At 72.8% G+C, this 16061-nt stretch carries 29 protein-coding genes; 1 reads left to right on the forward strand and 28 read right to left on the reverse strand.

Going from position 1 to position 16061, the window contains the following annotated elements; genetic code table 11:
• Positions 1-41: 41 nt before the first annotated feature.
• The 5 genes from OG357_RS22990 to OG357_RS23010 all read right to left on the reverse strand — a co-directional run bounded on the left by OG357_RS22990 (position 42) and on the right by OG357_RS23010 (position 2563).
• Entirely contained in the window at positions 42-278 is a 237-nt protein-coding gene (locus tag OG357_RS22990) for a hypothetical protein (protein WP_329622934.1), read from the reverse strand.
• Positions 279-509: 231 nt separating this feature from the next.
• Positions 510-1166, reverse strand: a complete 657-nt coding sequence (locus OG357_RS22995; RefSeq protein ID WP_329622935.1) for a DUF4352 domain-containing protein — start codon at positions 1164-1166, stop codon at positions 510-512.
• A gap of 124 nt (positions 1167-1290) precedes the next feature.
• The gene (locus tag OG357_RS23000; protein WP_329622936.1) at positions 1291-1653 is read right to left on the reverse strand and encodes a helix-turn-helix domain-containing protein; all 363 of its coding nucleotides are present in this window, start codon (positions 1651-1653) and stop codon (positions 1291-1293) included.
• A 78-nt stretch (positions 1654-1731) separates the two neighbouring features.
• Positions 1732-2310, reverse strand: coding sequence for a hypothetical protein (locus OG357_RS23005; protein ID WP_329622937.1), 579 nt, complete (start codon positions 2308-2310; stop codon positions 1732-1734).
• 97 nt (positions 2311-2407) lie between these two features.
• Entirely contained in the window at positions 2408-2563 is a 156-nt protein-coding gene (locus OG357_RS23010; RefSeq protein WP_329622938.1) for a hypothetical protein, read from the reverse strand.
• A gap of 113 nt (positions 2564-2676) precedes the next feature.
• On the opposite strand from OG357_RS23010, the gene OG357_RS23015 reads away from it, so the two are divergent.
• A complete protein-coding gene (locus tag OG357_RS23015) occupies positions 2677-2862 on the forward strand; it encodes a hypothetical protein (RefSeq protein ID WP_329622939.1) in 186 nt (61 codons plus the stop codon).
• Position 2863: 1 nt separating this feature from the next.
• Here the strand turns inward: OG357_RS23015 and OG357_RS23020 are convergent, their stop codons facing one another.
• The 23 genes from OG357_RS23020 to OG357_RS23130 form a co-directional block, all read right to left on the reverse strand.
• Complete coding sequence (locus tag OG357_RS23020; protein ID WP_329622940.1) at positions 2864-3670, reverse strand: hypothetical protein; 807 nt, start codon at positions 3668-3670, stop codon at positions 2864-2866.
• Positions 3667-4683, reverse strand: a complete 1017-nt coding sequence (locus OG357_RS23025; RefSeq protein ID WP_329622941.1) for a hypothetical protein — start codon at positions 4681-4683, stop codon at positions 3667-3669. The genes OG357_RS23020 and OG357_RS23025 overlap by 4 nt, the downstream gene beginning before the upstream one ends.
• The gene (locus tag OG357_RS23030) at positions 4680-4946 is read right to left on the reverse strand and encodes a hypothetical protein (protein WP_329622942.1); all 267 of its coding nucleotides are present in this window, start codon (positions 4944-4946) and stop codon (positions 4680-4682) included. Before OG357_RS23030 ends, OG357_RS23025 begins: the two co-directional genes overlap by 4 nt.
• Positions 4943-5284, reverse strand: a complete 342-nt coding sequence (locus OG357_RS23035) for a hypothetical protein (RefSeq protein WP_329622943.1) — start codon at positions 5282-5284, stop codon at positions 4943-4945. The genes OG357_RS23030 and OG357_RS23035 overlap by 4 nt, the downstream gene beginning before the upstream one ends.
• A 20-nt stretch (positions 5285-5304) precedes the next feature.
• Complete coding sequence (locus OG357_RS23040) at positions 5305-5727, reverse strand: hypothetical protein (protein WP_329622944.1); 423 nt, start codon at positions 5725-5727, stop codon at positions 5305-5307.
• A gap of 26 nt (positions 5728-5753) precedes the next feature.
• Positions 5754-6767 (reverse strand): hypothetical protein, encoded by a 1014-nt coding sequence (locus OG357_RS23045; protein ID WP_329622945.1) that lies wholly within the window; start codon positions 6765-6767, stop codon positions 5754-5756.
• Positions 6764-7564 (reverse strand): hypothetical protein, encoded by an 801-nt coding sequence (locus tag OG357_RS23050; RefSeq protein WP_329622946.1) that lies wholly within the window; start codon positions 7562-7564, stop codon positions 6764-6766. The genes OG357_RS23045 and OG357_RS23050 overlap by 4 nt, the downstream gene beginning before the upstream one ends.
• Positions 7561-7746: a zinc finger domain-containing protein gene (locus OG357_RS23055; RefSeq protein ID WP_329622947.1), complete on the reverse strand. Its 186-nt coding sequence runs from the start codon at positions 7744-7746 to the stop codon at positions 7561-7563. Before OG357_RS23055 ends, OG357_RS23050 begins: the two co-directional genes overlap by 4 nt.
• A gap of 85 nt (positions 7747-7831) precedes the next feature.
• A complete protein-coding gene (locus OG357_RS23060) occupies positions 7832-8305 on the reverse strand; it encodes a single-stranded DNA-binding protein (protein WP_329622948.1) in 474 nt (157 codons plus the stop codon).
• Positions 8305-8772: an HNH endonuclease signature motif containing protein gene (locus OG357_RS23065; protein WP_329622949.1), complete on the reverse strand. Its 468-nt coding sequence runs from the start codon at positions 8770-8772 to the stop codon at positions 8305-8307. Before OG357_RS23065 ends, OG357_RS23060 begins: the two co-directional genes overlap by 1 nt.
• Positions 8773-8912: 140 nt before the next feature.
• On the reverse strand, positions 8913-9101 hold the full coding sequence (locus OG357_RS23070; RefSeq protein ID WP_329622950.1) for a hypothetical protein: 189 nt from the start codon (positions 9099-9101) through the stop codon (positions 8913-8915).
• Positions 9098-9637: a hypothetical protein gene (locus OG357_RS23075; RefSeq protein WP_329622951.1), complete on the reverse strand. Its 540-nt coding sequence runs from the start codon at positions 9635-9637 to the stop codon at positions 9098-9100. Before OG357_RS23075 ends, OG357_RS23070 begins: the two co-directional genes overlap by 4 nt.
• Positions 9634-10353, reverse strand: a complete 720-nt coding sequence (locus tag OG357_RS23080; protein WP_329622952.1) for a zinc finger domain-containing protein — start codon at positions 10351-10353, stop codon at positions 9634-9636. The genes OG357_RS23075 and OG357_RS23080 overlap by 4 nt, the downstream gene beginning before the upstream one ends.
• A 10-nt stretch (positions 10354-10363) precedes the next feature.
• Positions 10364-10714 carry a hypothetical protein gene (locus tag OG357_RS23085; RefSeq protein WP_329622953.1) on the reverse strand — a complete coding sequence of 117 codons (351 nt, stop codon included), beginning with the start codon at positions 10712-10714 and terminating at the stop codon, positions 10364-10366.
• 608 nt (positions 10715-11322) lie between these two features.
• Complete coding sequence (locus tag OG357_RS23090; RefSeq protein WP_329622954.1) at positions 11323-11928, reverse strand: hypothetical protein; 606 nt, start codon at positions 11926-11928, stop codon at positions 11323-11325.
• A 205-nt stretch (positions 11929-12133) separates the two neighbouring features.
• Complete coding sequence (locus OG357_RS23095; protein ID WP_329622955.1) at positions 12134-12673, reverse strand: hypothetical protein; 540 nt, start codon at positions 12671-12673, stop codon at positions 12134-12136.
• A 44-nt stretch (positions 12674-12717) separates the two neighbouring features.
• Positions 12718-13092, reverse strand: coding sequence for a hypothetical protein (locus OG357_RS23100; protein ID WP_329622956.1), 375 nt, complete (start codon positions 13090-13092; stop codon positions 12718-12720).
• Between the two features lie 65 nt (positions 13093-13157).
• Entirely contained in the window at positions 13158-13757 is a 600-nt protein-coding gene (locus OG357_RS23105; RefSeq protein ID WP_329622957.1) for a hypothetical protein, read from the reverse strand.
• The gene (locus tag OG357_RS23110) at positions 13754-14812 is read right to left on the reverse strand and encodes an ERF family protein (protein WP_329622958.1); all 1059 of its coding nucleotides are present in this window, start codon (positions 14810-14812) and stop codon (positions 13754-13756) included. The genes OG357_RS23105 and OG357_RS23110 overlap by 4 nt, the downstream gene beginning before the upstream one ends.
• Positions 14809-15186 (reverse strand): hypothetical protein, encoded by a 378-nt coding sequence (locus OG357_RS23115; RefSeq protein ID WP_329622959.1) that lies wholly within the window; start codon positions 15184-15186, stop codon positions 14809-14811. The genes OG357_RS23110 and OG357_RS23115 overlap by 4 nt, the downstream gene beginning before the upstream one ends.
• Positions 15183-15578, reverse strand: coding sequence for a hypothetical protein (locus OG357_RS23120; protein WP_329622960.1), 396 nt, complete (start codon positions 15576-15578; stop codon positions 15183-15185). The genes OG357_RS23115 and OG357_RS23120 overlap by 4 nt, the downstream gene beginning before the upstream one ends.
• 62 nt (positions 15579-15640) lie before the next feature.
• Positions 15641-15829, reverse strand: a complete 189-nt coding sequence (locus OG357_RS23125) for a hypothetical protein (RefSeq protein ID WP_329622961.1) — start codon at positions 15827-15829, stop codon at positions 15641-15643.
• Positions 15826-16053, reverse strand: coding sequence for a helix-turn-helix transcriptional regulator (locus tag OG357_RS23130; protein ID WP_329622962.1), 228 nt, complete (start codon positions 16051-16053; stop codon positions 15826-15828). Before OG357_RS23130 ends, OG357_RS23125 begins: the two co-directional genes overlap by 4 nt.
• Positions 16054-16061: the final 8 nt, after the last annotated feature.

Raw genomic sequence — 16061 nt, forward strand, 5'->3', positions numbered from 1 at the left:
CCTCCTCGCCGAGGGCGGTCTCTGGGCGCCCCGGGGGAGCGTCAGGTGCGCTCGGGCCAGTGCCAGGAGCCGCCGAGCGTCGCGGTCTCGTCGTACTCCGAGCTGTTGAAGAACATGCCCGTGGGGTTGAGGACGGCGAGATTCGCGGTCGTGTCGGTCCAGACCTCGGTGACGAGCGCGGCGCGGCACTGGCTCTCGTGAACCTGGGTGCCGTCCGGCTGGACGGGGCTGCCGTGGCTGACGTAGTGGACGATCCGGCCAACGGTGGGCGGCTGCATGGCGGGCTCCTTCGGGCATGCGAACACCCCGCCACAGGGGGGTGTGTGGCGGGGTGTTGGGACGCGCGCAGCGTCCGGATCGTCAGCCGACTTGAGCCGCGCGAGGCGGGTGTCGAGGTTCCCCACGACAGGCGACCGTCCGATTCCGGGCACGCCGGGGTCGCCCCCGATTAGATCACGGAACGATAACGGCGTCCACCGGGCTTGAGCAGGGCTCCGACCGGGCGCCGGTCACTTCACCGCGACGCGATGGGAGTCGCCGATCAGGCCCTCGGTGAACGTCACGTACGCGGGCGTCCAGCTGCCCTCGCCGGTGATGGTGCCGGTGATTTTCTCGCCGGGTGCGAGGTCGGTGGTGCCGATCTGGCCTTCGTCCATGCCGAGGGTGGCGACGTGCTTCTCCCCGCTGCTGTCCGTGAGGCTGAAGTACAGCGGGTTGACGCTGAGCTTCTCGCTGCCGGTGTTGGTGATGGTGACCTTCACGCTGGTGTAGGCCCCGCTGCTGTGCAGGACGCTGGGCGTGAACGTGGCCTTCGACGCGACGACCTTGACCGCGCCGTCGACCGCGGGCTCCTGCTCCTCCTCCTTGGCCGGCGCCTTGCTCGGCGGTGCAGCCGTGGCGGGCGCGCTGGTCTTCTGTCCGGCGCGCGGCTTGTCCGTGGTCGTGCTGTCGCCGCCGGAGAGGAGTGCGACAAGGACGATCAGCAGCACCAGGCCAAGGACGATGACGCCGAAGATGATGCCGAGGATGGCGCCAACGCCGAGGCCCTTCTTGGGCGGCGGGGGGCCGTACGGGCCGCCGGGGCCGCCGGGGTACGGCTGGCCGGGCGGGGGTCCCCAGCCGGGCGGCGGGGTCTGCGGGGGGCCGTACTGGGGCGGCTGGGACATGGTGATCTCCGGTGGTTCGTGTGATGACCACGTGAACCTATCGGGCGGGGGCGGGTGCTGGGAGGGGTATGGGAAAGCCCGGCCGTGAGGGTGCGGCCGGGCTTCGGGGCGGGGTGTTGCGGGGTTAGGTCTGTTCGGCGGCGAGCTGGCGGAGTTGGTGTATCCAGGCGGCGCGGTGGCGGTCGGCAGCGGCATGAATGGCGCGCACCAGTGGCGCCGGGAGGTCGCCACTCTGCTTGTCGGCGATCACGTTCAGGTCCTGAACCAGCGTCGGGGGCAGGTTGAAAAGGATCCGTGGCGCTGAGGGGTCGCCGCTGGTCGGAACGGGTGGCGCAGCGGGCGGCGCGGGGGTGAGTTCCAGGTCGCGCGCCACGGTGCGGTGGTGGATACCGAGCTGGCGCGCAATGGCGCGGTTGGAGTGGCCATCGTCGGCGAGCTGGCGCGCGCGGGTGCGCCGTTCGGCGACGGATAGGGTGGGCGTAGCCATGACGGGGGTTGCTCCTGTCGCGGTGAGGGCCCGCTCGGCCGTCAGGAAGCCGGGCGGGCCCGTTCTGCGTTTCCGGGGTCAGACCGGCGAGGTGCCGGCGGTGGGCTGGTCGCCGATCCACTCGCCCCGCCAGGTGCCGTCGGTGGCCTCGGCCTCGGTGACCAACTCGGCGGCGTAGCGGGCCTCGATGTCGACGATGTCCTCCACGGCGGCGTTCTCGTCGCAGGTGGTGTAGCGCTGCAAGGCGCTGTCCACGTCGGCGGCGAGGAGGTCTCGCTCCCACTCGGTGAGCGCGGCCTCGGGGGCGACGGTCTCGGCGGGGCGGTGGGCGTGCAGGCAGAGGGACGTGCGGAGCATCGGTTCGACGGTCCAGCCCTCGCGGGTGAGGTGGTCGGCGAGGCGGTCGAGGGTGTTGCCGCGCCAGGTGTCGCGGCGGACGGCGCGGCCCTTCTCCAGCCAGTACACGGCGACGAGGTCGCCCGCTCGCGGCTCGACGATGTAGCCGCGTACGGCCTTCTCGTCGGGGGCGGGGTCGGTGATGTCATGGCGGTCGGTGATCTCGGCGGCGAGCTTGCCGCAGAGGGCGTGTCGTGCGGCGATGACGCTGGGGTGTGCCGAGTGGGCGGGGGTGCTGCCCGGGGTGGTGCGCTCGTTCATCGGGGGTTGCTCCCTTGGTGGGGCCGGGTCAGGAACCGGCGAAGGGTGTTCAGGTGGGGCGAAGGGGCCCGCCCCCGGGCGGGGGTGGGCGACGGGGCTACTTGTCCTTCAGGGACTTGAGGCGGCGCTCCCACCACCCGAGCTCCTGGGCGGCCCAGACGCGCTGGTCCTCCATGCCGCACGCCTCGTAGCGGCTCTGGTCGTTGGCGAGTCCGGCGATCATGTCCTCGGCGAACTTGATCTCGTTCTTCATGGGGGTTGCTCCCTTGGAGTGTGGTGACCGGGTCAGGACCGGTCAGGGGTGGCTTGCCACCCCAGAATGACACACCCTTTGACGGGTGGCAAGCCACCTGAGAGGATCAACCCATGGCGAACCAGCACAAGCACAAGCAGCGCGTAATCCGCGGCATCCCTGACGACCTCGTCGAGGCCTTCGACACAGCGGCGCGTACGGCCGGCAGCGACCGCTCGGCCGTCACCCGGCAGCTCTGGGCCTGGTACACCGGACAGCCGGACGCCGAGCTACCCCAGCGACCGGCCGACCAGGGCTGACCTACGCGGCTTTCGCCCGCGCGGAGTCGAGCGCGGCCCACAGGGCGGCGAGATCCGCACCCCGCCATACGCGCCGGCCCCGGTCGAGGGCGACGGGCGCGGTGCACGGCTCGCCGGTGTCGCACGTGACGGACGGTTCGCCGCCGGGCACGGTGCGGGCGAGAAGCAGGCCGCGGCACCAGGGGCACGGGTCGGCGAGGTCGGTGCGGCGGCCGGCGCGGGCGAGGGCCCGCTCAACGCGGCGCCGGGCCGTTCGGGCGACGTGGGCGATCTCGTGGAGCGCGCTGTCGTCGAGCGAGGAGAACAAGCCGTCGTGCTGCTCCCCCTTAGCGCGTCCCTCCAGCCACACAGCGGCCCAGTGCAGCCCGTACCGGCGGGATCCGGGGGCGAGCACGGCGCCCTGGGTCGTGACCGGGGTCCAGCGGTTCGGATCGTCGCGGTCGGCAGGGTCGGGCTGGTAGCGGTGGCGACCTCGCTGCGCGGTGGCGGTGAACCGCACGGGCCGCTGGTAGTAGGAGGCGATCGTGTCGCACGCGGTGAAGATCTCCCGCTCGGTCTCGACCGCGGCGTCGAGGGCGTCGAGGTTGGCCGGCGCGGGGTGCTGGCGGAGCACCAGGGGCAGGCGGCCGACGGACGGCTCGTCGTCGGTGACCGGGGCGGCGAGGACTTCGCGGATGTTGTCGACGGGCGGCCACTGGTCGGCGGGGCGCTGCTCGATGGCGTCGAGGAGGTCGCCCCACTGTTCGCGAATGGCGCGGAGGTCGGCGGCGGCCGTGAGGGCAGTGTCGGGAAGCGTCGGGGTGGTCACGGGGTCGGCTCCTGAGGCGGGATGGACAGGTCGCGGGTGCCCTTGGTGAGCCACGCGGACGGCTTCGTCTTGGCGGGCTGCTGGAGGTCGAGGAGGGCGGTCAGGTGCTCGGCGACCTCGTGGGCGGGACGGGTACCGAGGGCCGCGGTGGCACTGCGGACATCGACGAGCAGGGTGTCGAGACGGCGCCGGTGCTCCCACAGGCGCTGACTGGCCTTGATCGCGTACTTGCGCTCGCGGTTCCGCTCGGCCTCGACAGCGGTGAGGCGTTTCTCGGCCCGTTCGGCGCGCTCGCGGAGGGTCTTCGTGCGACGGTCCATGAGCCGTTTCGTCTCGGCGGTCACCGCGTCCGCCTTCTCGGCGCGGTCGTCGGCGATCCGCTCGTCGACGGTGCGGCGGGCACGGGCTTCCTGTCCGGCCTGCTCGGGGGTGAAGCCGTAGTACATGCCGAGGCGCGTCCACACGTCGACCCAGGTGCGGGCGTCGCGGACACTGCGCAGCACGGCCTCGACGCGGCCGGCACGCTGCTCGGCGCGGTTGGCGCGGTCGTCGGAGGTGCTGATGATCGTGTCGTAGACCTGCGCGCGGCGGCGGGCGCTGCGCCATGCGGCGTGGTGCCGGTCAGCGCGGGTGCGCACGTCAGCGACGTCTTCGACCACGCCCCGGGCGGGGCCCTCGCCGGTGCGGCCGGTGGCGGCAGCGTGCATCACGGCGATGGTGGTGCACGCGTTCAGGTAGTCGGCGCGCGCCTGGTCGCGGTCCTGCTCGGCCTCGACCATGGCGGCCTCGGCGGCGTCCACGCGGCGCTGCATGCGGTCGCGGGCGCGGTCGAGGCCGCGGCGAGCACGGGTGAGCTGGTCGGCCTCGGCAAGCTCGGCGTGCACGTACTCGCGGAGGAGAGCGGCCTCTGTGGGGGAGAGGCGGTCGACGCGGTTGAGGAGGACGAGGAGGGTCTCGCGGGCGGTGGCGCGGTCGTGGGCGCGGGCCTGACGGGCCGGGGAGCGGGTGTTCATGAGCGGGCCTCCTCGGCCATGCGGCGCAGCTCGTCGGCGGCGGCGTTCACGTCGTGCATGTGGTCGTCGGTCAGGTCGCGCAGCGTCTCGGACTCGTCGAGCGAGTCAGCGGCCTCAAGGAGGACAGCGGCCTGGTACGCGTCGAGGGCGTCTTGAACTTCGGGCGCGCTCCAGACGGTCATGTCGCCTCGGCTGGTGCGGACCATGGTTGCGAGGCGTTCGCGCGGGGTGATCTCGGGCCGCCTGGGGTTGGGCTGGGTCATCGGGTCTCGCCCTCCTCGTCACCGGGGAGCGGGTGGCCGGCGGCGCGCAGGCGGTCGGCCAGGTCGTTGCAGTCGAGGCCGCCGACGTCGTTGGACTCGACGACGTACTCGGCGACCATGCGCAGCACCTCGGCAAGCGGCTGCTCGCTGGGGCCCGCGAGGTCGTCGCGGAGAGCGGCGGTACGGGCGGTGTCCCGGGCTCCGGCGACCACGTCCGGCATCAGGTCAGCGGGGACGGCGCAACCCTGCGGGCCGGTCTCGATGAGGACGGCCGAGATGCCGGGCAGGGGCCGGATGCGGAGGAGGGCGCCGTCGGGGTCGCGGTACTCGAAGGTCATCGGGTGCTCCTGGGGCCTGGTCAGCTGAGGTCGGGGATGCAGAGCCAGGTGGGCTCTGCGAGGTCTCGGAGGTGGCCGTAGCCGAGGTGGTCGACTGCCGTACGGAGCTGCCGGTCCCAGTCGGCGCGCTGCTCCGGCGTCGACGGCATGACGCGGCCGTACTTGCCGAGGGCGATCTCGTCCGACTTGGTGACCAGGAACAACCTGTCGCGGTCGTAGTCGCCGGCGGTGAGGTGGCCGACTTCGGGGCACTGGTCCTTCACCGTGGCGAGGGCGGTGTCGATGCGGTCGGTCTCGGTCCACGGGTGGGCGTCGAGGGGGATGTGCAGGCCGTAGGCGAAGTAGGTCGAGTGGTAGTAGCCCATGGGGGTGCTCCTGGGGCGTCTGCGGGGGCGGGTGATGTGGCCGAGGAACACGGCCGCGCACAGGACGCTGAGCGCCACGTACGCGACCGTGCACAGGAAGCCGGTCACTCGGGGGCGAGGTCCGGGGCGATCGGGGCGTGCGGGCCCTTGTGCCCGTCGGGGCGGGCACAGTGGTAGCCCTTCTCGCCCTCGTCGACGGTGGCGCCGCAGTACCGGTACTCGTCGGCCGGGGGCTGCTCGGCGGTCTCCAGCTCGGTCGCGCGGCGGCGGAGGTACTCGGCGGCGTTGCCCCGGCCAGGGTCGGTCTCGTAGTCCTGGGGGAGTGCGTTGATCTCGTCGGCGGCGGCGCGGTAGGCCTGTGCGGTCGCGGCGACGGCCGGGTGCTGCTCCTTGGTGATGAGGGCCTTGATCGTGTCGTCGGCGATGCGGTCGCGCTGCCGGATCAGCTCGGCGCGTTCGGCGCGAAGCCGGGCGGCCACGGCCTTCGTGTCTTCCAGCTCGATGGCGGTACGGGCGTAGAGGCGGATGGCGTGGTCGGCGCGGGCTTCCCACGTGAGGCCGGCGGGCTGCTCGGCGGTGGTGTAGTGGTCGGCGAGGCGGCGGAGCTGCTGGGAGGCCTGGTGGAGGGCGCACGCCGCGCAGCGTTCGCAGTCGCAGACGGACGGACCGGGGTCGGCGAGGGCGTTGGCGGCGTCGAGGTAGGCGCCGCGGCGGATGGCGGCCTCGGTGAACTGGTCGCCGGTCGGGGCCGGGGTCGCCTTGGTGTCGCCGTCGGGCGTAGCGGGCGGGGTCTTGCCGCCGGCGCGGTGCCACTCGACCGTGAACACGTTCACCGGCTTAACCTCGGTCAGCTTGATCTCGCGCTCGTCGTTCCACACGTCGTGGTCCTCCTGGGTCTCGGTGAGGCCCTGGAAGTAGGTGACGCGGTACGTGCGGCCGTCGTCGGGGGCGCGGAACACAAGGTCGTTCTCGGAGGCCCAGCGGCGGCGTCCGGTGTCCTCGATGCGGGCGAGTTCGACGGCGAGGCTGGGGTGCTTGGGGTCGTCGGCGGGGTCGGCGAGGTCATCGGGGAGTCCCCAGGCGGCGGCCTGGTCGCGGGTGATGGCGCGGGTGCTCATCGGCCGGCCTCCAGCTCGGTCGCGGCGGCGCGGAGGTTGGCGGCCTCCATGCTGCGGGTCTGGCACGGCGGGCAGTCGGCGATGGCGGTGCAGTTGCTGTTGCGCGCCTCGATGTCCTTGGCGACTTCGCGGAGCAGCTGCGCCTTGGCCTTGGCGCGCAGCTGCTGACTGGCGGCGCGGAGCGGCGCGAGCGCCTCCTCGATGGTGTGGGCCATCTTCGACGTGTCGACGTTGACGTCGAGCCGGACCTTCGGCGGGCCGGGCGCCACGACCGGGATCGGAAAGACGGTGAAGGGGTGACGGCTGACCGCTCGCACCAGGGCCTCACGAACGGTCGAGGCCGGCAGGCCTTTTGTGGCGCCCGTGACGTGGACTTCACCGGTGCCGTCGTCGGCGGGGCGGACGACCACGTACGCAATGGCGCCGAGGGAGTCGAGCTGGTCGAGGGCGCGCTCGATGACCGCGGCCGGGGCGAGCAGGTCGGGCTCCGGGGCGTCGAGGACGTAGCACTTCCGGAACGCCGACTCGGGCATGGCGCTGTGGGTGGTGATCGGGCGGCCGCGGTAGTCGACGGTGGCGATGTCGTACGCGATCGTCCGCTCGTCCCCGGGGGCCGCGTCGTACACGGTGGCGACGGTGACCCGGTCCTCGGTCAGGCGGGCCTGGTTGTACTCGGTCGGCCGGTAGGTCTGGCCGACCTCGATCGGCTGCTCGGCGGCCGGGGCCAGCGGCTTGTGGCCGAGGGCCTCGCGGATCTCGCGCATCGTCATGGCGGGGCGGGAGGGGCGTTCGCTCATCGGGTCTGCTCCTGGTGTGCGGCAGTACGGGCCTGGTGGACGTCGTGGAAGCGGGGCCGGGTGCCGCTGTGCGAGGCGCACAGGATGTTGGGCTCCGACCCGCACGTCGGGCAGGCGACGGCGAGCGCCGGCAGGCGGGACATCATCGGGTGGTCATCCGCGAGGGGTGTGGGTTCGGGCATCAGGGGTGCTCCTGGTCTCGGTCAGGTCGAGGTGGTCATCGCGCGCGCGGCCGGCGGGGCGTCCGGTCGGCCGCGCGGTGGGGGTCTAGAACGGGGGCTCGTCGGTGTTGCGGGTGTTCCACTGGTCGTTCTGGGGCTGTTGGCGCTGCTGCTGGCTGTATCCGCCGCTGCTCTGCTGGGAGTTGCCCTGGCGGCCGGTGGACTTGGTGACGACAGTGGTCGCGGTCTTGAGGCTGGGGGCGACGTCGTCGGCCTCGATCTCGTAGACGGTGCGCTTGACGCCCTGGCCGTCCTCGTACGAGCGCTGCTTGAGGACGCCGGTGACGATGACGCGGGTGCCGCGCTGGAGGGACTCGGCGCAGTTCTCGCCGAGGGAGCGCCACGCGCTGACGGTGAGGAACAGGGGGTCGCCGTCCTTCCACTCCTGGGACTGCTTGTCGAAGGTGCGGGGGGTGCTGGCCACGCGGAATTTGGCGACTCCGTGTCCGGCGGGGGTGAATCGGAGTTCGGGGTCGTCGACGAGGTTTCCGGCGAGGGTGATGGTGGTTTCTCCGGCCATCAGGCGGCCTGCCTTTCGGTGGTGGGGCGTACGCGTTCGCAGGTGATGCAGCGGCGGGAGCCGTCGGTGCGTACGCGGGTGTTTTCGGGGGTGAAGGGGTGGCCGTGGATGCACGCGGTCTTGCGGGCGTTGAGCGCGGTGGGGCCGGTCGACCGGAGGGTGTTGGTGCGGTGGTCGACCAGTTCGAGGTGGGCGACGTTCACGCAGTTGCGGCGGTGGCAGCGGTGGTCGATTTCGGCGCCGGGCGGGATGGGGCCGTGGGCCTGCTCGTAGGCGTGCTGGTGGGCGCGGACGGTGCGGCCGTTGACGTGGAATGCCCCGTAGAACTCGCCGAACTGCCCTTGGTCGTGGGGGCGTTTGCTGCGGGCGCCGCCGGTCCAGAGGTGGCAGGGGCCGGGGGCGGCGCGGTTGAGGCTGATGGGGCCGGCGGGGTTGACCTTGGCGGCGAATCGCTCTGCGGGGGTCATGGGCTCTGGCCTCCTGCTCTGGGGGTCTGAGCGCAGAGCGCTCTCTGTTCCATCGGGGGAAGGATGTTCCTTCCGAGGTCGGAAGGTATCACGAAGGGGGCGGTGGTGGTGAGTTCCGTACCGCCCCCTTCGTGGAAGGGCTAGGTGTCCGTCTCCGGGGTGATCGCGGGGGGGATGACCCGGAGTTCCCATCCGGCAGCGCGGAGCTTCCTGGCGACGCGTTGGGCGGTTCGCTCGGGCCGGTACAGGAGGTCCGCCACGCCTTCGTCTTCGAGGACGGCGCGGATGATGGCGGTGGCGGCTGCGGGAAGCGGGGTGGGGGCGGTCATCGCTGGGCCCCGGTCATGTGGCGGGCGGCGCGGCGGTAGTCCGGCCGGGCCTCGGGCGGCGCGCTCATGAGCTGCCGGGAGGTGTTGGCGAGTTCGGCGGCGATCCGGCGTCGACGAGCGGCCTGCTCGGCAGCGAGGGCCTCGGCTTGGGCGCGGGCCTGGGCTCGGCGGTGCTCGGCGAGGCCCTGCTCGACGAGCCACGTGCGGTGGCGGTCGTCGGCGTCGGGCCGATAGCCGGTCGGGGCCGGCGGCCATGCGGCGGCGAGGGTGGCCTCGATGGCGTTCTGCTCGGCGACGATCGCGGGGCCGTCGAGTTCAAACCACGTCTCCCAGGCGCCGGTGGGGAGTAGTTCCTCGACGATGACGTACGCGCCCTTGGCGGCCATGCTGCGGGCGACCCTCTTGGTCTCCTTCGGGTCGCGGGTGATCCATCGTGCGGGCTCGTCGGGGTTGTTGTCCCACGAGCCGGTAATCGTGAAGCGGCGGATGTTGCGGGTGCGGTCGGTCGTGTTGCGGCGGCGGTGGCGGGCGCTCATGCGGCGGTCTCCTGGGCGTGCTGGCGGGCGGTGGCGGCGTCGAGGCGGGAGGGGTGCGGCGTGGTACGGCGGCGGTTCGCGGTGGCCTGGGTGGTGGGGTTGAGTCGCATGTCGCGGCAGGGCTGGCCGGTCTCGGCCTTGCACCAGGTGCAGGGGACGTCGAGGGCGTCGGGCTTTCCCTCGCGGGCGAGGCGTTCGCGTTCGGCGCGGACGGGCCGGAGAGGGGCGAGGGCGTCCTTGACGGTGCGGGGCATGTACGTGCCGAAGGCGGCGAGGCGCTCGGCGGCGAACTGGTCGCGCTGCTCGCGGGTGCCGCTCTCACCGGGAAGGAGCGCGCGGGGGGTGGCCACGGCGCGGCCGGTCTCAATGGCGTGGCGGTGGCCGGCGAGGGCGGCTCGGTAGGCGGCCTGGTCGTCGGGGTCGACGTTCGGGACCGGGTCCATGTGGCGACCGAGGACGTCGCGGCGGAACGCGGCCCACAGGCCTCCGACGTCGCTCGGCTTGATCGGGTAGGGGCTGGTGGCGATGTGGCGACGGACGGCCTGCGAGGCGTCCCAGTGGCGACCCTCGGGGTGGGGGGCGGTCGAGGCGACGTCGGCGAGGAGATCGGCCCACTGGGTGAGGCGTTCGGCGGCGGCTTCCTTGGTGGTGGGGGCGCGGGTGGGGTCGAGACGGTCGGCATAGGCGAGCAGGGCGGCGATTTCGCGGCGGTCCATGGCGGGGCTCCTAGACGAGGTCGGCGTACCAGTCGGCAGCCTGGGCGGCGCGGCCGGGCTGGGCGGGGCGGGCGCGGTCGAACGGGACGACGTTCGAGGCGGGACCGGTCGGGGCGGTGGCGGCGACGGTGCCGGGGGTGGCGGCCGGCGGGAGGGACTGCCAGGCGCGGAGGAAGTACCGGGCGTGGGCGATGTCTCGCTTCGAGGCGGCCTTGACGGCGACGCTGGCGAGCATGTCGACACCGGAGCGCTTGATCAGGGCATCGACGCGGAGCCACTCACCGGGGGTGAGGTTCCACTGCGGGTAGACCTGGGCGGCGGTGATCCGGGAAACCAGCTCCGAGGCGTAGTCGGGGATCACTGCTGACGGCGGGCCGTCTTCCCTCCCTCCTTCATTCACTCCCTCATTGGGTGAGTGATGTGGTCCGGATTCCGGACCACTAGCGGTCCGTGTCACGGACCACAAAGCGTCTTCGCCGGTGGGGTCTACCGGTCCGGATTCCGGACCGGTAGCGGGGGTGTTTGTGGTCTGGGATCCGGACCGCAAACCGTTTGTGGTCCGGGATCCGGACCGCTCGGCGGGAGCCGTTTCCGGTCCGGAATCCGGACCGGTACGGCGGGTGTAGCCGACGGCTCCGGGGAGGCGGTAGAGGGTTGCGCGGGACCCCTTGGCCTCCTGGGCGATGACCAGATCGCCGGACGCGACCGCGTCAAGGAGAGCCTTGACGGCCACTCCCTTACCGACTCCGCCGAGGCGGCGCATGGCGTCGGCCGTGCTCAGGTGGGCCTCGGCGTTCGGGCCGGTGGTTTTGTCGGCGACCGCGAGCACGGCCAGGCGCGCGTTCCCACGCGAGCGCGCGTTGCGCCATACCCAGTCGGTGGCGTCGAGGGTCACGGTGGTGCTCCTGTCGGGGTGGTACGCCCGGGGCGAGGGGATCGGGTCCGGCCTCGCCCCGGGCAGTGCGGGGGCTACTGCGGGATGGCGAGGGGGCGCCCGCACATGCAGGCAAGGAGGTCGCCGTCGGCGGCCGTGCGTCGGGGGTGCCGCCAGCGGTGGAACGGGCACGGCTTGAACAGGCCTTCGCCGGGCGGGTGCTGGACGATGCCGACGCGCGAGGCGTACGGACCGCCCATGGCCCGGACGGGGTGGGTATCCCGGCAGGCGAGGCACCGGCCGGTCGTACCGCCCGGGAGCGGCGCGTACAGGTCGGTCCTGCTGCCGGGGCAGTGCCGGGGCGGGGTCAGGTCCCGGGGCCCGAACACCAGCGGCGGGCGGCCGGCGGCCTGTTCGTCCTGTCCGGCGCCGACCGCGCGGCCCTCGCACGTCCCGCATACGGGCAGGTGGTCGAGCACGGTTTCTGCGGTCACCATCGGGCGAGCGGCGCGCAGGCTGCCGACCTGCTGCCCGCACCACACGGTGTAGGTGGTGCGCCCGTCCGGCCACCGGATACCGGTGCGGGGCCGGTGCCAGCGATTCATCCCGCCCGTCCGGACGTACCGGGGGCCGGTCGTGAGCGGCTCGGCGTCGATCGGACCGATGCCGTACGTGATCGGCGGGACCAGAGTGACGGTCACGGCACCTCCGGATGCGGGCGGGGAACGGGCTTGTGGGTCTCGCAGCGCCACCCGCACGGGTACGGGCGGGCCGGGACGGCGTGGCACCGGGGGCTGCCCGCGTCACACGTGTGCCGGGGCCGGTCGAGCGGGAGTTGCCCAGGAACCGGGGCAGGAGGCGCCATGTCGAGCAGGCGGCGGGCGCGGTCAAGCCGATCGCGTCCGGTCACGCGGCGGCGCGCCCAGCGGCCTTGGCCATGTCCTGGCACGTCCCGCAGTACGGGCTTCCGTTCGGGAGGTATCGGCGGTGCTCAGCGGCGGCGTGTCCCCGCACGCACGCCGTTCGGGTCGACTCCTGACCGGTGAGGGCGGCGAGTTGAGCGCGGAGGCGGTTCCGGCCGGGCTCGTCCTCGACGTGCTCGGGAGCGACGCAGCCCTCGTGGTCACATTCCGTCGTGACGTACCCCTCAGGGGCCCCGCCCCGGGCGAGCTGGAAGGCAACGGTTCGGGCGGTGACGGTTCGACCCGCGAAGGAAAACACGGGGGTCCCGCTGGACTTGGTGTGGCGCCCAACCCATTCCATGTGCCCGCCGTCAACAACGCGGACGAACTGGCGGAACTTCTCATCCAGGGTGAGCGTGCAGCGGTTCGGCGCCGACCGGGGCACCGGCGCCATGCCGAGGGCTGCGCGGTAGCGAGCGGGCGTCGCCTTGTCGAGGCCGAGTTCGCGGGCAATGGTGTGATTTGCCGCCCCGGACCGCAGCATGGTGATCACCTGCTCGCGGACAGCCGGGGGAAGCGGGCGGCCCTTCACAGCGGCACCGACTTACCGGCCTGCTCGGCCATACCGGCCGCGAGCATGGTCTTGCCGATCGGCTGGCCGGCCTTCGCGAGCGCGGCAAGGAGGTCGGCAGTGGTGGGGTCCTCGCCGTCGTCGGAGGCGGCCACGTGGCAGGCGATGGCGAGCTGGGTATCGGTGAGCGCGTCGAGGGCGGCGAGCAGCGCGCGAGCGGTGCCGAGGAGGTGCCGGGCGAGGACGTAGACCGTGCCGTTGTCCGGGGTCCGCTTCTCCAACACGGTCTGGGCGAGGGCGGCGGCGTTGACGGTCTCGTAGAACTGGGTGGCGGCGACGCGGCGGGTGTAGTGCTGCAAGTCCAGCCGGTCGGTCGTGTTGATCGGGTCCATGCGGTGCTCCTGGTCGAAGGGCCCGCCCCGGTCGGGGGAGGCGGGGCGGGCCGTCGTACGGAAGGTCAGCCCTGCTCGGGCGCGAGGGCGGGCAGCACGTGAGCGGCCAACTCGCCCCGGCGCCACGCCTGTGCGACCAGCTCGCGGCCGGTGAGCGCGGACGCCTTCGACCTCCGCGTGTACGTCATCCGGTGCGTGGCGGCGAGGGCCGGCCGGATCTCGACACCGGGGACGTCGTGGACCTCGGCGGTCTCCTCGTCGACGTACCGGGCCGTCCCGGCGGCGGTTGCCTCGGCGAGCACCTTCGCGGCGAACCCGGGCCGTACGCGGGTCTCCAGCCGCATCGGGATCATCTCGACCTCGAACTCGGTGGGGTACGTGTCGCGCACCCAGGCGGCGAACGCCTCGTCGTCGATGACCTGGGCGGCGCGCTCGCCTCCCTGCCGGGAGATGCTGCCGACCTTCGTGCCGTCCGGGAGTACCGCGTCAATCTTTGACGTGCCGGTCGTCTTGTACTGCGCTTCCAGGAGCGCGTGCGCCTCGGCTCGGGCGTCGTTGTACGCGGTCTTGACCTCTTCGAGCAGCGCTCCGAGGGAGGCCTGCCGGGTGATGGCGTCCCGGATCTCTCCGGTCGGGGCCGGCGGGGTGGTGGTCTGCTCGGTCACTGGGCGGCCCTCTCGATCATCGAGCGGAACGCGTGCAGCGTGGCGGGGTCGGCCTCGGCGATCGTGCGGCCGTGGGCGCGCTCGAAATCGGCGTCGAGCGTCTGGTAGCCGACGCGGGAAGCGGCGAGGCGGAGGGCCTCCTCGGCGGCGGCCCCGGTCTGGGCCTCGGTGGTCGTGGCGTCCGGCGCCGGGGTCGGGGCCGAGCGGGTGGGCCGCTCCTGCTGTCCGGCCACCCGCGGCTGCGGGGCGCGAGCGTCGGCGCGCTTTCCGTCCGCGATGGCGTCGAGCGCCGCGAGGTACTCCGCCGGGGCGCCGGCCTTCACGGCCTCGACGCGAACCTGCTCGAACTGGGCCTCGCTCGTAGCCGCGCGGGCCTCGGCCTTAAAGTCCCGGCGCTGCTGCTCCTGCTGGGATGCAGCCTCAGCCTGCTGCCCTTGGCGCGGCTGCTGCTGGCGCTGCCCGCGCTGCTGACCTCGCGGCTGCTGCTGGCGCCGCTGCTGCTCCTGGCGTTCGGCGCGGTGCTCCGTCGGCACCTCGGGGTGGTGCCGGTCGCCGTCGTCGATGCTGCGGCCATCCACGGGCAACATGAACAGGGTGAACAGGAGGTACTTCAGCGCGGCGGACTGAGCCTTGTTGGTGGCCTTGTCGGCAAAGTCGGACGCCTCGCCCGGGACGTCGGCGACCAGGCAGTCACCGGCCGGGCCGTAGATCCGGTACCGCATCCGGATCACCACGTGCGTCATCTTCTCGCCGCGCCGCTCGGCCTTGTGGCTGGCGACGCTGGGGAGGATGAACACGCCGTGGGCACGGAGGGGGCCCGCCATGGCCGACATGACATCGTCGATGCCCCGGAACTTGTAGTTCTGCTGGGTGTTCGTCTGGTTCTTTCCGACGGGCATCGCGTCCCGCATCACGGAGTTGATCGCGGCGAACACGCGGGGGGCGTCGACGGGGGCTCCGTTCGGCGCGGGCTCGTACGTGACATCGGCCGGGCCGGTCACGGGCGGCAGCGAGGGCTGCCCGGGGTGGGCGGTGGGCAGGGTGGTGACGGTCACGAGCGGTTCTCCTGTGCGGTGTTGCGGTGGCGGATGATCGCGGCCTGCTTCGTGAGCGAGGTCGCCAGACTGATCGCGTCGTCCGGCCCGAGCACGTCGTCGAGACGCTCGGCCGACTCCAGACCGCCGAGCAGCGCGTCGCGGGTGCCGTCGGCCTCGGCCGCACGCATCGCCCGCTCCCAGTCCGGCGTGTGGTCCGACACGACGGCGTGGTCGAGGGAGAGGACGGCGGCGGCGTGGGCGGCGAGCATCTGCCCGAACTCGGTGGGGTCGTCGGCGTAGGCGATGGCGAGTTCGTCGAGCAGGGGCACGACGGCGGCGGTGACGGGGAGGCGGACGGCGGTGCCGTCGGCGGTGAGGGTCGGACGGATCACGCGGTCACCTCCGGCGCGGTGTCGGTGCCGAGGGCGGCCGGGGCCGTGGGGACGTTGTCCATCAGGTAGCCGGTGCCCACGTTGTAGATGAGCGGCCGATCCCAGTCGGCGGCCGGGAAGGCGTCGACGAGCAGGCGCCGGGCGGCACGGTGCGCGCCGATGGGGGCCTCGACGGTGTAGCCGATGGAGTTGAGCAGGTTCACGAGGGTCTGCCGGCGGGGGGTGCCGTCGACGTCGGTCGTGACCGGGGTCAGGTGGACGCGGGCGATGCCGGGGGCGATGGTGTGCAGCTGCGTCGCGAGGTCGTCGCGGAACGCCATCTGACGGCGGTAGGCGCGGGCGCCCCGGAACGCCTCGGCGGCGCGGAGGAGGCGGGTACCCTGGTTCTGCATATTGATCTCCTTCGGGGGATGTGAGGGCCGTCCGGGCGCAATCCGGGCGGCCCTTCGCGGTTTCAGGCGGCGAGAGGCTGGGGGGAGGCCTGCTCGGCGTGCTGCTTCCGCAGCAGGCGGCGGACGGCCATTTCCCGCTCGGGGGAGAGGCGGCCGGCCGCGTAGTCGGCGGCGACCTCGGCGAGCGCGATGTCGAGGACCCGGCGCGCGTTAGCGAATGCCTGCTCGCGGGTGACGACTGGGGCGCTCATGCGGCGTCCGTGCGGATGAGGAGGTGCCGGGCCTTGATGCCGTAGTGGCGTTCGACCTTGGCGATCAGGGGGGCGCTCGGCGTGGAGCGTCCGTTGAGCAGGCGCCAGGCCGTGTTACGCGGGACTCCCAGGCGGCGGCCGACGGCGGCGGCGCTGAGGCGTCCGTTGAGCTTGGTGTCGCCTGCTCGGGCGGCAGCAGCGCGGAGCTTTGTGCGGTCGTACATGACGATGC

This window comes from Streptomyces sp. NBC_01255 (assembly GCF_036226445.1).
In the GTDB taxonomy this organism is placed as follows: Bacteria; Actinomycetota; Actinomycetes; order Streptomycetales; family Streptomycetaceae; genus Streptomyces.